Genomic DNA, 14,711 nt, shown 5'->3' with positions numbered 1-14,711 from the left:
TGCGAGCCGCGCGAATTTCGCACATGTCTATCGGCCCGCTTCGAGCGGGCTCATCTTTTTTGCTCCCCAGAGCACACCCAAACAACCGCGTTGAGTCACTCAGGTGATGTTGAGCCATGCTCGAAACGCCTGACGGTAGCGTCTTGCGTCTCATAGCGAAGCCTCTAGAGGAGAATACGTGAACCCTTTTGATCGCGAAGATTCGCAACACGAAGCCGCCAGCTACACGCCCAAGGCGCCCTCGGGCCGCACGGCCAAGGGCAAGGGCGCGGGCAAAGCGATCCCCGTGGCGGCAGAATTGCCGCCGCAGCAGGCTGAAGAACGTCAGCGCCAGATGCGTGCGCTCATCCAGTTGGGCAAGGAGCAAGGCTACCTGACCCACGCGCAGATCAACGACCACCTGCCCGACAACTTCACGCAAACGGCGGCGATCGACAGCATCGTCAGCGCGTTCAACGACATGGGCGTGCAGGTCTACGAGCAGGCCCCGGACGCGGAAACGCTGCTGCTCAACTCGAACACCCCTGCCGTGGTGTCGGACGATCAGGCAGACGAGGAAACCGAAGTCGCGTTGTCGACGGTCGATTCGGAATTCGGCCGCACGACGGACCCCGTGCGCATGTACATGCGCGAAATGGGCGCAACCGAACTGTTGACCCGCGCCGGCGAAATCGCGATTGCCAAGCGCATCGAAGACGGTCTGCACGAAATGGTGCAGGCGATCGCCGCTTGCCCGCTCGCGATCTCCGCGATTCTGGCGAGCGCGCAGCAGGTTGCCGACGGCGAGTTGCGCATCGACGAACTGGTCGACGGTCTGAATGAAGACACGCTCGCGGCCGAAGAAGACAACGCCGCCCCGGACGCAGCAGCGGACGTCGACACGGACACGAGCGACGATGACGACAGCGATAACGACGACGACATCGCCCCGGCCGATTCCTCGGCTGCCGACGAAGCACGCCTGAAGCAACTCACGAGCGACTGCCTCGAGATCTTCGCTCAGGTCGGCATGCTGTCCGACCAGATGAACGCCTCGCACACGCGCGGCGACGTCAGCTCGAAAGCCTATCAGCGCGCACGCGAGGAGATCCAGCAGCACCTCGCGAAGATCCGCTTCACGGCGCGCACCATCGACCGCCTGTGTGGCGACGTGCAACACCAGGTCGCGCAGGTTCGCGCGATCGAGCGCAACATTCTGCAAATCGCGGTGACGAAGAGCGGCATGCCGCGCGAGAAGTTCATCGAATCGTTTGGCGGTCACGAAGCCGATCTCGGCTGGACGGAACGCGCGGCGCGCGGCGCGTCGGCATACGGTGCGGCGCTGGAGCGCCATCTGCCGGCGATCCAGGCGGAACAGCAAAAGCTGATCGACATCGAGGCAACCGTCTCCCTGCCGCTCAAGCATCTGAAAGAGATCAACCGCCAGATGGTCGCGGCCGAATCGAAGATGCGCAAGGCCAAGAGCGAGATGATCGAGGCAAATTTGCGTCTCGTGATCTCGATCGCGAAGAAATACGTGAACCGCGGCATGCTATTCCTCGATCTGATCCAGGAAGGCAACATCGGCTTGATGAAAGCCGTGGACAAGTTCGAATACCGGCGCGGCTGGAAATTCTCCACGTATGCAACGTGGTGGGTTCGTCAGGCCGTCACGCGTTCGCTCGCCGACCAGGCCCGCACGATCCGCGTGCCGGTGCACATGATCGAGACGATCAACAAGCTCAACCGCATCTCGCGCGAGATCCTCCAGCAAACCGGTCAGGAAGCGCATCCTTCCGTGCTGGCCGAACGCATGGAGCTGTCGGAAGAGAAAGTGCGCGGCATTCTGAAGATCGCCAAGCAGCCGGTGTCGATGGAAACGCCGGTGGGCGACGACGGCGACGCCACGCTCGGCGACATGATCGAGGATTCGGCGGCGTCATCGCCGGCCGACGCGGCCATGCAAGCCGATTTGCGCGCCGCCATCGACGACGCGCTCGACTCGCTGTCGCCGCGCGAAGCGAAGGTGCTGCGCATGCGTTATGGCATCAACACGAAGTCGGACCATACGCTTGAAGAAGTGGGCAAGCAGTTCGACGTCACGCGCGAGCGGATTCGTCAGATCGAGAGCAAGGCCATGCGCAAGCTGATGCACCCGAGCCGCGCCGATCGACTGAAGTCGTTCCTCGACCGCTAAGAAACAGCGCTTGCCGTGCCTCACGCACGGCAAGCGCCCCCTCCGCCTCAAACCCGCCTCGACACCCATTCAAACCAGCAGCGAGATGATCCCGCCGATGGTGATTCCCGCTGCCAGCCAACGACCCGCCGTATAAAACGCGTTGTGTTCCTCATGAGGCTCGTCCGGACGCTCGAGACCGAGCGTGCCGTATGCAAACGACTGAACCGCCGAAACATTGGGCGCCGCGGCATCTTCTGCCGCTGAATCGCCTGCTGCGTCGTCGTTGACCGCCTTCCCCTCTTGTGCCGCCGTTGCCGCGCCCTCCGCAGAGATATGGACGGCCTCGTCCTGCGCGGACGTTTCAGCCGTCGCCCTGGTTTGAACCGCCGCATCGTCGGCCGCGCGCGAGTTTTTCATCGCCGCGCGTCCCGGTTCCGGCAGTGTGGACGACAACGCACTGTCGATTTGCATAGCAATCTCCGTTCATTTCGCTCAAGGCATGCATTGCCCAACCCGTCGCGGAAGTTCAACAGCACGGCGGGTTACAAGTTCTATCGACGCCCACGGCGCGAATCTTGAGCAACAGTAAGGAACAGTAAGCGCGAGCACCGGCCGCACCTCGCCGACGGTTGCGTAATTTCGACCAGTAACGGTTGCCGAGATTACCGGCGCGATCGCCGACGCGCATGGGGCATACTCCTTGCGCGCTCTGTGCCCAGGTTTCTCCCAGGAGCACACCATGACCACGCTCGATCCCAAGGAACCGGCACCCGCGGCAGCCAGGCAAGGTGCAAAGATCGTTGGAACCGGCATCGGCGAAGGTCCCGGTCCGGATGTGATGGCCGCTTCCACGCTAGATGGAAACAAGGTGATGTCATCGGACGGCGAATATATCGGCAAGATCTCCGACATCATGCTCGACGTCCGCGGCGGACGTATCGCTTATGCGGTGCTCTCGAGCGGCGGCTTTCTCGGCGTGGGCGACACGCTCCATGCAATACCCTGGAACGCGCTCACGCTCGACACCGACGACAAATGCTTCGTGCTCGACGCACCCGCCGAGCGCATCGGAAGCGCGCCGGGCTTCGATAGGGACAACTGGCCGGCGATGACGGATACGCAATGGGGCACGTCCCTACACGCGTACTACAACCGGGCACCGTATTGGACTTGCGACGCCTGACGTCGTGGAAAAACGCGAGCGGGGATCACAAACTTCATACGAACGCAGGCACTGCTCTAAAAAACGCAGTGCCTGTCCCAACGCGACATCCGGCAAGGGAAATCTTGCGGACCCGCTTACGTCTTATCGCCAACGGAGCGGCTGCCCGCTGCATCGAGCTTGCTCTGCAAGGCTTCCTTGCGCGCGGCGATCTTCTTGCCGAGCGCGACCAGATCGCACTTCGTGCGCCGCAACTCCGGAAACAGTTCGCCTTCTTCTTCCTCGACGTGATGCAGCACCATCTCCGACATCACCTTGAAGGTCGCATTGAATCCCTTGTCACCGGCTTTCAGCGTCTCGAACTTCGTGATGAGTGTCTTGACCAGAAAGTGTTCGACATAAGCTTCCTCGACATCGAGCTTGCCGTCCTCCGGCAGTGCTGCTTGCGCCGCCGGGTACAGCAGTTCTTCCTCGATGATCGTGTGCACGGTCAATTCCTCGCACGCACGTTGGGCCAGCGTCGCTTTCTCTTCCAGATCGTCGCCCGCCTTTTCGAATGCCTCGAAAAGCTTCTCGACTGCGCGATGGTCCGCTTCGAGCAGCGCCAGCGCATCTTGCTCGCCCGGCGGTTGAGTAGCGGACTTCGTAGTGGTTTCAGCTTGTGCCATGTCGGTTCTCCCGTTAGAACAGCAGCACTTCTGCCACAGCATCGGCCATGCCCGAAGCGAGGAGTCGTGTGGCCGCGCGCACGCCGACGATTGCCCCCGCCCGTTTGCATTCCCGGACTATCGGCAGCGGGACCGGCCATGTCGGTTTGTCCACAGAAACCGTGCGCAAGCCTGTGGATATCCTGGGCAAGACTTGCGCAAGTCATTGAGCGAATTGAGATTCGAGCCGCTGACCGCACCGGGGTCTCGAGCGGCAAACACACGCCGCCTCACGGCATGACAAAGGTTTTCACGAGCGTCAATTCGCCGGCCTTTCGCAGCGGCACCCGCATCGTTTCGCTCTTTTCGTTCGGCGTATTTTCATTCGTGATGATGCTCACCTGGGCGACGGTCATGTCGCTGCCGCTGTTGCCGCTGCCGTAGTAATTCACGAACACCAGATACGTGCCCTTCAGCGGCGCGGCGGACGAATAAATCTCCGGCCCATAGCCGGTCGTCACGTCGACGTCGAGCGCGCCGCCGTTCGGCGCGACGCGTTCCCCGTACCAGGTATGCGCGCCGTCGGGCGACACGACGTGCAGATCCAGATCGGTGCCGTCGGTGTCCCACGCGAGCACCACGCGCAGCTTCGGCTGGGTCTTGCCGCTGTAGGCGTCGTAGAACTGCACGCGCTTGCGGCTGCCGTCCGGCGCGCGCAGTTCGACGCCGTTGCTGCCGGAAGGAAACGCGTAGGGCCGCGAGAACCTGCCATCTTCCTCCACGCGCTGCGGCAACGGCGTGCCGTCGACCACCAGCGTCGCCACCATGTTGCCCTTCTTCTTCGGCGCGTTGCGGATGTGTCCTTCGATCAGCGCGAATTTCGACTGGCCTTCCGGCGTCGACACGGATACCGCGGGGTAGTGCACGTCCTGCGTATAACGCTCGTTGTCGCCGCCCGTGTTGCGCCAGCCGTTCAACGGCGCGGCGAAGTCGACATCGCTCGCGTGCGCCGCCGGCACGGCCTGCAAACACGCAACGACGAGCACCCTGCAGCCGCCCTTCACCCACCCTGTCGTCTTGACCTTCATCGTTACCGCTCCTGTCCCGCTGTCATGCCGTTCGTCCGGCGTGTTTTGATTGAAACGCGTCCAGCACGACATGACTGAAAAAGAACACATGTCGTGATTCATTGGATCGGATTGTCGGTACGGATCAGCGTGCGAGCGGTACGCTCGACGAACGTCTCATCGACGCCACGCGGATGATGCTGGAACGCGAGGTGAACATACTCGTGCGCCAGCGCGATACGGTCTTCCTCCGTCTGCAAGCGATACACGTACACGCGATTGCGCTGCGCGTCCGCATACGGCCGCCCTTCGCGCACGGCGCACACGGCGGGCAGATCGGGCGTCTCGTAGCCCGCCGCGCCGTCCATGCGCCGCGCCCACGACGGCGCATTGCGCCGCAGCCATTGCTGCGCGCCGGCCACCGCGATGCAATCGCCGGACAGCGGACTCTGGAACGCAGTCAACGTCGCCTGCGGCCAGGTGCGCGCGAGAATCGCGTCGAACGTGAGGCCGCCTTGCGCGGACGCCTTCGCGGCGAGCCAACTCATCTGCCCCGCTGCCGCCTTGTCGTGGTGATACTGAACCGGCACGCCGGTCAGCACGAGCGCGTCCGTCAGATCGGCGGCACGGCGCGCGGCGGCGCCTGGCGCGCGCGGTAGAACGCGCTGCGTGCCGCTGCTGTCGTCGATACGCAAGCAACCGTGATCGTGACTGCCGTGCTGCACCACGTAGGTACGCGCCGCCACCGCCAGTGCCTTGGCCGCTTCCGGCTGGCTCGTGTCGCCCTCCCGCTCGACCACGCGAGCAACGTAATCGTTCATGCCGAAGCGGCCGACAATTTGCGGCGCTCCGGTTGCGCTGCGATCGAGCCGCAATTCGCCGCGGCTTTGCACGCGCGCCCAATTGCCGTTGACGAAGCCCACGCGGAACTCGCCCCGCAGCGGACCGTCCGGCGCCGCCGCCGGCCCGCGGTCGCCGAGCACTTCACGAATCGGATAACGGCTGAAAAAATCGACCAGCACGCAGGCGCCGTCATCCGGCACGGTGACTTGCGTGAGCAGCGGCGCGATGCGCGGCGCGGCGGCGGCGAGCACGCGCGCGCTGCCGCCCGGGCCGCCCAGCCACACCGGCGTGCCGTCGACGAGCCAGCCCGCCGCGCCGCCGATGGATGCGCCGGGCCGCGCCGGGTCCGGCATCGTCCACGTCTTGGCGCGCAATACGCTGCCGTACAGCGACACCGTGCCCTCGCCGCGTCCGCTCGTCAGCACCGATACCAGCGTGCTCGCCGCCGCTTCGCGCGGCCGCGCGGGCATGGCTTGCAAGGCGGCGAGTAGATCGATCACCGGGACGCGCTGCGTCGGCGTCATCGCATGGAGGTTGCGCAGCCACGCGGGTGCGTGCGCGGCCGTCCAATACTTGCGCCAGTCGGCGGCGTCGAGTTGCAGGCGCGCGGGTTCGAAAAAACGTCCGCACGATTGCACCAGTGCATGTTCGCGGTCGATGCGGCCGCCCGTCATGCAGCAATACGCTTCTTCGGGATCGCCGCCGCTGCACGTGTAATCCGGCGTGGCGATGTTGCGGTCCACGAGATAGCCGTAGACGAACAGCTTCCACACGCTGCCGAGCGGCGTTTCGAGCGTCGCCGGCAAGGGGCGCGCGGACTGCGCCGAAACGGCGACGCCGGCGCTCCCCGCATCGACTTGCCAAAGCTGACTCTCGCCGTCGCGCAACCACGCGAAGCGCAGCCTCCGCGCCGAAGCGACAACAGGCGTTTCAACCGACGATGCCGCCGCATACGCCTTCACGCCATCGACGCAGGCACAGCCCACGCTCAGGGCGAGCGCGATCCGCAGCACCGCCGCCAGGCGATCACGCGTGTGCCGAAGCGCGCTGAACATGGCGGCCTCGCTACTGGATGCGCAGCGTCGTCACGCGATCGCTCTTGCCGCCTTCGAACGCCTTCGCGTCCGGCTGATACATGCGGAAGTAGCGCGCGGGCGGCAACGCGAACGTACCCGGCAATGCGAAGCGCACCAGTTGCCGCAGCGTCACGGGTCGATCGAGCAACGGTACGGGCTGGTGATACGCCAGTTCACCCATCTCATACGAAGCGACGCGCTGGAACGGCTGCGGACCGCTGCCGCCTTCCTTCGCGCCAGGCAAGCCGTCGATCGACACGCCCCAGCTGGTCGCCTCGACATTGCCGCCCGGCGGCAGCGGCACGTCGAGCAGACCGTAGTGGTAGGCGTTGCCCGAGCGCGGCGTGAGCGTGACTTCGTCCACATACAGCGCGTTGCTGTCGATCGCATCGCCCTGCTTCATCAGACGCGCGGTGAACGCGGCGCGTCCCAACTGGCTTTCAGGCGCGGCTTGCTTCTTCGGATCAGGCTTCACGTCGAGCGGTTCCAGCTTGTAGAACCGCCGTTCGACGGTGATGTTCAACCGGCTGTCCTCGCTCGTATGACTGCGGAACGACACGAGTGCGTTGACGTCGGTGCGAGTGGCGCCGGCATCGAGTGTGGCGGGTAGTCCCCCAACGGGATTTCCTTCGGGGCGTGCTGTGCCGGTCCACTTCCAGAGCGGTGCGCCGGTCGGCGTCGCGGTGCGCGTCCAGCCCACTCCTTGCAACGACGGCGGCGAAGCCGGCGCCGCCTCGCCGCCGAGCGCCTTGCGCAGCCACAGCAGCGTCAATGCGCGATCGAGCGTCGGGTAATCGGCGCTGCTTTTCGCGAGCAACGTCGATGCATCGATCGCGGCGCCGCCATCGCCCGTCAGGTAAAGCAGACTTTGCACGAGCGGCGCGGGATCGTTGCTCAACGCGCTGCGTGCGGCGCTCGCGGCTGCGTCGAAAGCTTCCGGCAGTTGAGCGCCCGTGCCGCGCGCCATGCCGGCCACCAGCAGCGTCGCCATCTGCTTGCCGCGCGGCGAATCGGCTTGTGCGAACACGATGCTGTCCGACGCGCCATACGCGCCGCTGCGCGCGGGCGCCTTGCCCGCGTTGTTCGCGTTGCCCGACATCGCAGCCGCATCGCTCAGCAAATCGGCGGCGACGCCCGACACGGGCGTAGCCACCGGCAAGCCCATCTGCTGCATGAACCACAACGCCAGCGCGCGATGCAGCAGCGGTTCCTTCGCGCCGGCATCGCGATAGACGTCCATCGCGTGCTGCCAGTTGCCCGCGGGCAGGCCGATGCCGAGGCTGCGGCTCGCGAGCCAGTCCGCGTAATACGCGTAAGCGGTCATCAGCGCGCTGCCGCCGGTTGTGTCGCCCCACCAGCCGAACGTGCCGCCGACGCCCGCCAGCATCGCAAGACGCTGCCGCTGATTGCGCAGCAGCGCGTCGAGCCCTTGCGTCGAACTCGCGTTGTCGCCACGGCCGAGCGCATCGTGAGCGAGCGCGAGCGGAATCAGGCGGCTCGAAGTCTGTTCGGCGCAACCGTACGGATAGTCGATCAGATCGTCGGCGACGCGCGCGAATTGACTCGCCGCGTTGCCGATGAACCGCACGCTCACATCCTGAGCGTCGGTTGGCAGATTGAGCGGCTTGTTCGAACCGTCGAGCGCCACGGTGTTCTGATGCAGATCGAGCCAGCCGCCCGCATCGAGATTGATGGTGGTCTGCAAGCGGTCCACGTCTTTATCCGCACGCCGCAACGTCGCATTGATCACGCCGGCCTTCAGCGCGCCGCCCGGCAGCCGCAGATAGTTCGCACCGCGCTTGAGCGTGACTTTCTGATTCAACGAGAGACCGCCGCCGTCGACCAGCCATTGCGCGTCCATCTCCGTGTCGGTCTGGTTGAACGCGATCATGTCGATGGCCGGCTGATCGTTGACGCGAAAATGCGTCGGCCCGCTCCACTTCAGATACAGCGCCTTGTCCGAGCGCACGTAAGCGGTGCGTTGACCCACCATGCCGTTCGGCGCCGCCGCGCGCACGGTGATGCGCCAGCGCGCCAGCGAGTCGGGCATCTTGAAGGTCATGGCGGCATGACCGTTGGCGTCGGTTTTCAGATTGCCTTCCCACGCCGCCGTGTCCTGATCGTCGCGGCGCGGCCGCTCCAGCACCTTCACGCCGCGCTCGTTGTAGTTCGCGCGTTGCGGGCCGCCCGGCGCGCCCTTCAACGGCGAACGCGCGAGGTCATACGTGATGAACGACAGGCTCGACGAAGTGCGCACGTTGTTGCGGCGCGGATGATAGAAAAAGTCGACGATGTTCGGCGCGATTTCCGGCTGCAAAACGTACACCATTTCATCGACCACGCTCACGGTCAGGTTCGCCGCTTCCGGCTTGCCGTTCAGTGTGCTGTCGAAGTTCAGCGTCACCGTATCGCCGGGGCCGTACACCGGCTTGTCGCTTCTCACGTTCAGTTCGATTTGCGGCTGCGCGACCACGATGCCCGCGTTTTGAAACACGTACTCGCCCGCATGCACGTAGAGCACCGAGAAGGTCATGTTCGGCGCGAACTCGTCGCTCACCTTGATGCGCGCTTTCCATTGCGACGGCGCCACGCGTTGAAGTTGCAGCCAGTCGCCGCCCGCCGTCAACAACGCGCGGCGCTCGACGTTGTCGCGTTCGAGCGTCAGCAACGCATCGTCGACGGGCATCGGGAACGTGATCAGCGCTTCGGCGGTGTCGCCGATCTTGTACCTGTCGCGATCGAACACGATCTCGACGCTGCCCGGAATCGCCTTCAGGCCATCGCCCGCGACCCAGTGGCTCGCGGCGGCGAGCAGATTGCCGGTGTCGTCCTTGACCGACAGCATGTATGAACCCGGTTGGTCGAATTGCACCGGGAACGAGAGCTTGCCGCTTGCCGCCCCGCTCTTCAACGCGCCTTCGCCGTGCGTCTGCGATTCGAGGCGCGTCCATTCCCATCTTGCCGGCGCATGCGACGACGGATCGAGCGCACCGAGCGCTTGCAATTCGAAGCTGACCGCTTCCTTCGGCTGCGAGAACGACTTCGCCGTCGACAGACGATACGGCGTCGCGCCGCGCGCGATCAGCACTTCACGTGTCACGCGCACCTTGTACGCCGCGCCGTCTTGCGCGAACAGCGTCAACGCGTAACGGCTCGGCTCTTTCGCCGCCGGCAGCGTGAGACTTGCGTTGCCCTCGCTATCGGTTTTCAACTCCTGCTGTTCGAGCTTGACCGGGAACAAGCCGGCGTACCGCAATTCGCCGTCGACGATCGTCACTTTCTGCGCGCGCAGCGTGAGCGAAATCTTGCTGTCGCGCACCGGCTTGCCGTCCGGATAGCGCAACTGGATCTTGCCCTTCAGCGGCTCGCCGGTGGCGTAATCGGCTTTGTCCATCGACAGGTTCACGTCGAAATGCGGCTTCACATAGTCGGCGACGCGAAACGCGCTGCCGTACACATCGCCGTTGTAATCGAAGTGCAGCGTGTAGCCGCCGGCGGTGGCATCGGCGGGCAGCGTGAACGACGCCTCCGCGCCCGTCGCGGACGCGAAATGCACCTTGCTGGTCGCCACCGGCGCGCCGTTCGGATCGAGCACGTCGAGTTTGACGTCGGCCTCGGCGGGCGCGGACGACTGCGTCGCGTTCTGGAACGTGCGGCCGATGAACTTCACATGCACCGGATCGCCGGGCCGGTACATTGGACGGTCGGTCACCGCGTAGATCTTGGTGTTGTAGATCTCGCTGTCGTAGTAGAAATTCTCGGAGACGAACACGCCGCCCCGCGGATCGGTGCCGAGCACATAGCTGCGCTCGGGGCTCACGTGTTGCAGCATGAGCGCACCGTCGCCGCCGGTCGCGCCGCTTTGCAATACGCCGACGCCATCGGTCCAGCTCACCTCGGTATTGGCAACCGGCTTGCCGTTATCGCGCCGCGCGGTCCACACCAGCATGCCGCTCGATGCCGCCTTCACGACCGCGACCGTGTCCGACACGAACAGCAGCGTATGCGCGCGATAGTTGCCGATCACCGCCTCGACGATATACAGCCCCGGCGGCAGCTTGCCGACAGGGATCATCACGTTGCCCGAACTGGCTTCAATGAAGTTACTGCTGCTGCCTTCGAGGTTCACGCCCTTCGGCGGCTGGATGACCTTCGCGTCCCAGATCGGATAACGGAAACGCGCGACCATGTCATAGCCTTGCAGCGGCGCGAACTGCGAGTTTTGCTCGAACTGCGTCGGCTTGCCCGTCTGTTCGCCGAGCTTGAATTGCGGCGCGGCTTCGGTCGCCTTGCTGCGCGTCGCGAACGACAACACGCGCTGCCATGCGCGGCGCGCTTCGCTGAACCAGCGGTCCCATAGATACGCGAGCGTGTTCGCCAGTCCTTCGCCCTGATAATTCGGCGCGACGTTCAGCCGGTGCAGATTCTTTTGCGCCTTCAAGAAGTCGAGCGGTTTGGGCACGCGATACACGACGATGTCCGCGCCGCCATACGCTTGCAGCGCGTCCTTGAAATCGCGGCCCGGCGCTTCGAGACGCACCTGCGCCAGTTGATCGCTGCCGAAACTCGCGTCCGAGAGCAGAAAGAACGGCTGGCCGTCCACCTTCTGCGAGGCGAAGTTGCTCGACGGCGTTGGATGCAGCGTCGGGTTCGCGGCGATGTTGGACTCGGCTGCGTCGTCCGCATACGCTGCCGGTGCGATGGCGAGCGTCATGAACGCGAGCAGCGCGGCCAACGTGAATGCCATGCGCCGCCGCGCGTTGCCAAACCAGCCGCTCGACGCGGTGACGGAATTCATTCGGGTCATGGTGTCAGAAAGTCCAAACGAAACACGCCGACGAAATTCGGATTGCCGTCGCGCGGCTGCCAGCGGGAATCTTTCCATTGCATCAGGTCGGAGACGGCCACGGCGCGCAGACCGGTATCGGTCGGCGTAACGGTGCCAGTGTGATAAGCGATGTAGCGATCCAGCCAGATCATCAGATGCTGGTCGTCGCCCTGGTCGAAGAACAGCAGGTCGCCGGGCAGCGCCTGGTTCACGTCCTTCGAAACAAAACGGCTGTTGCGTTGAATCAGTGCGATCGCCGACGCGTAGGCGCCGGTTGAACCGTCGAGCTGGGTCCAGCGATTGGCGATTGTGCGCTGCGACGCGGACAGTTGCAGTTCGGGCGGCATGCTGCTCGTGTCCGCGAGGCTGGTCATGCCGTTTGCACGCAGCCATTTGCCGTCGTGCGGCTTGAGCGTCTCGCCGACAGCGAAACGCACGAGGCCCGCGCAATCGCGCTGCGTCCAGCGTGGCGTGGGGCCGCGCCGCAGTTGCTGGTCGACGATGCGCGCGAACCATGCGCGAAAGGCGGCGGATTGCCGGGGCGAGAGGCTGTCGGGGTCAGGCGTGGCGGCGGTGCCGGTGAGTGCGTGGGCGTGGTGCGCCAGGGTCGCTAGTGCGAATGCAGAGGCAGTGCGTGCCAGCCAGAGTCGGCGTGCGATGACAGGTGTGTCGTGGGCGGGGGTTTGCGCTGCGGGGGTTTGCGCTGCGGGGGTTTGCGCTGCGGGGGTTTGCGCTGCGGGGGTTTGCGCTGCGGGGGTTTGCGCTGCGGGGGTTTGCGCTGCGGGGGTTTGCGCTGCGGGGGTTTGCGTTGAGGCCGCACGCGCCGCGACGATGCGCCGAGGCCCACTCGCCTCCATCGCAAACGCCACGCCGGGGAAACGAAAGCGACGCACTTAATCGCCCTCGGTGCCAGGCTGATCGGCTGGCGTCTCCACAACGCCCGCCGCATCCGAACCCGCACCGGCCTTCGCGCGATCGAACCACCACTCCACCGGCACCCAGCCGGTCGAGCCCGGCAAGTTCTGCGGCAGCGTCAACGACACCGCGGGATAGCGCGCAAAAGCGTGCAGCTTCGGCGCGAGATGGGTGCGCGACGCGTTGCGGAACACCGCCTCCTGATCGGCCGGCAACGCCGCGCCCGCTTCGCGTTCGATCAACGCGGCCGCCGACGAAGGCGTGAGCGTCAGAATCGTGCGCGGCAGACGCTGCGGCGCGAGCGTATCGGCGAGCGCCGGATAGCGCTTGTCGAGCACGGCGAGCGTATCGTCGACGAGACGCGCATCCGGCGAGAAGATCAGATAGCCATGCGCCAACGCGAGCGTGACCGGAAAATAGCGTTCCGCCGAAAGCTGCGACGCGAATGCCGCCTTGCTCGTCAACGCGGTTCCCGAGCGCGCGCTAACCGGACGTTGCCACACGGTCACGTCGGCGCCCTGATCGCGCGTGGTGACCGGCAAGCGGCGATAGCTCGCGGTATCGCCATCGGCTTTCGCGGCCTTCGCTTCATACGCGCCGATCACGTCGCCGAAGGTCTTGCCGAGCGCGGCCTTCAACGCGGCGGTGCGCGCCGCGTCCTGCGTCTTCAGGCGAGCGACGAACACCGGCGCGACCAGCGTCGACTTCGCATACCAGCAGACAGCCGCAGGGCCAGCCAGTTGATCGCCGATCGCGGCGGCGTTATCCGTGCCGCCGTCGGCCACCTTGCCGAGCAGCGCGGACGCCGCTTTCCAGTCCGCCGGCAAGCTCGTGCACGCCGCCGGATTGGCCGGCAGCGCGCGCCACAGGTCGGCGCTGTTCCACTGCTGCGGCAGCTTGCCCGGCTCGATGAGCGCCGAGGTCTGCCAGTTCGCAGCGGCGCCGCCGTTCGGCGAGAAATCGAAGCGCAGCGCGTCGATACCGGAGAAGAATGCCTGATAACCGAACGAGAGGTAATTGGCCGACACCACCAGACGGTGGCCCTTCGGCGCATCGCCGCCTGCATCCGGGCTTGCATCCAGGCGATAAGCGCGCGCCGCGTCGTCATGGCCCGAGGCGAGCATGTCGGAAACCGCGTCAGCGCGTTCGCTCAGCAAGCCGCCGTTCGCGTCGAGCAGCACGCCGGGCGCGGATAGCACCACGAGGCGATCGCCTTTCGCCGCGAACAACAGCGTGCGACCCACCGCCAGCTTCAACGCGTACACCGGCACGTCGCCGGAAAGCTTGCCGACCTGGCTCAGTTGCGCGTCGCTCGCCGCGACGTTGCCCAAGCCTTGCAGCAGTTTGGCTAGGCCGTTGCGGCGCATCGACATTGCCCAGTAGCCGAGCCGGCCATCCGGTGAGCGCCACAGCAGCACGTGCGCGGGTTCGTCGAACACGCGGCGGATCAACTCGTCGCGCCAATCGAGTTGATGTTCGAAGGCGAGACGCCGCAGTGCGCCTTCCGCGGAAAGGCGCGTATTGCCCGATTCGTAATAGTCGACGAAGTCCTGAGTCAGCAGGTCGTGCAGCAGCGGCACGCGCAACATGTCACGCGGCAAGCGCGAGAGCGCTTCGCTGTCGATCACGGCGTCCGGGTGGTGAATATCGAGAATGATTTCGCCGCTTTCGGCGGCTTTGCGATGTGCGAAAGGCCGCCACACCGCCTGAATGACGACGCCGGCCACGACCAGAAGACCGACTACCAGGATTGCAATGTTTCTTCGCGACATCTTCATCTGATTTTCTTCTGGTTCGATGCGACGGCATTAAGTTGACATTCGGCGAATAATCCCTCGGGGCATTCTTCGAATGGCAGCGATGATAACCGATATGCCTGGCCTGATACCAGTGACTCTCCGCATTTAACGATCCGGCATGCCTCTGATTAAAAATATTAGAAACCGGGTTTTCATTTTGGAGAGGCGGGCTTGAGTCAAACGGGAATCTAAATAGCGCGGAGTTTATCCGCGGCA

At 64.8% G+C, this 14,711-nt stretch carries 9 protein-coding genes; 2 read left to right on the top strand and 7 right to left on the bottom strand.

Features of this window, described 5'->3' with window-relative positions; all coding sequences use genetic code 11:
* Positions 1-178 precede the first annotated feature (178 nt).
* A complete protein-coding gene (gene rpoD, locus CUJ90_RS24960) occupies positions 179-2,176 on the top strand; it encodes an RNA polymerase sigma factor RpoD (protein WP_073432046.1) in 1,998 nt (665 codons plus the stop codon).
* 69 nt (positions 2,177-2,245) lie between these two features.
* Here the strand turns inward: rpoD and CUJ90_RS24955 are convergent, their stop codons facing one another.
* Positions 2,246-2,629 (bottom strand): hypothetical protein, encoded by a 384-nt coding sequence (locus CUJ90_RS24955; protein ID WP_073432045.1) that lies wholly within the window; start codon positions 2,627-2,629, stop codon positions 2,246-2,248.
* 268 nt (positions 2,630-2,897) lie between these two features.
* Between CUJ90_RS24955 and CUJ90_RS24950 the strand changes: the two genes are divergently transcribed.
* Complete coding sequence (locus CUJ90_RS24950) at positions 2,898-3,341, top strand: PRC-barrel domain-containing protein (RefSeq protein WP_073432044.1); 444 nt, start codon at positions 2,898-2,900, stop codon at positions 3,339-3,341.
* A 116-nt stretch (positions 3,342-3,457) separates the two neighbouring features.
* Here CUJ90_RS24950 and CUJ90_RS24945 read toward each other — a convergent pair whose 3' ends face one another.
* The 6 genes from CUJ90_RS24945 to CUJ90_RS24920 form a co-directional block, all read right to left on the bottom strand.
* On the bottom strand, positions 3,458-3,988 hold the full coding sequence (locus CUJ90_RS24945; RefSeq protein ID WP_073432043.1) for a hemerythrin domain-containing protein: 531 nt from the start codon (positions 3,986-3,988) through the stop codon (positions 3,458-3,460).
* Positions 3,989-4,257: 269 nt separating this feature from the next.
* Positions 4,258-5,055, bottom strand: coding sequence for a YfaP family protein (locus CUJ90_RS24940; protein WP_073432053.1), 798 nt, complete (start codon positions 5,053-5,055; stop codon positions 4,258-4,260).
* Between the two features lie 98 nt (positions 5,056-5,153).
* Entirely contained in the window at positions 5,154-6,932 is a 1,779-nt protein-coding gene (locus CUJ90_RS24935) for a DUF2300 domain-containing protein (RefSeq protein ID WP_073432042.1), read from the bottom strand.
* Between the two features lie 10 nt (positions 6,933-6,942).
* The gene (locus tag CUJ90_RS24930; RefSeq protein WP_114164133.1) at positions 6,943-11,760 is read right to left on the bottom strand and encodes an alpha-2-macroglobulin family protein; all 4,818 of its coding nucleotides are present in this window, start codon (positions 11,758-11,760) and stop codon (positions 6,943-6,945) included.
* Positions 11,757-12,638, bottom strand: a complete 882-nt coding sequence (locus CUJ90_RS24925) for a DUF1175 domain-containing protein (RefSeq protein WP_422879727.1) — start codon at positions 12,636-12,638, stop codon at positions 11,757-11,759. Before CUJ90_RS24925 ends, CUJ90_RS24930 begins: the two co-directional genes overlap by 4 nt.
* A gap of 36 nt (positions 12,639-12,674) precedes the next feature.
* Positions 12,675-14,474: a DUF2138 domain-containing protein gene (locus CUJ90_RS24920; protein WP_114164132.1), complete on the bottom strand. Its 1,800-nt coding sequence runs from the start codon at positions 14,472-14,474 to the stop codon at positions 12,675-12,677.
* Between the last annotated feature and the right edge of the window lie 237 nt (positions 14,475-14,711).

It is taken from the genome of Paraburkholderia terricola (assembly GCF_003330825.1).
In the GTDB taxonomy this organism is placed as follows: Bacteria; Pseudomonadota; Gammaproteobacteria; order Burkholderiales; family Burkholderiaceae; genus Paraburkholderia; species Paraburkholderia terricola.
This window is presented reverse-complemented; position numbering and strand designations above follow the sequence as displayed.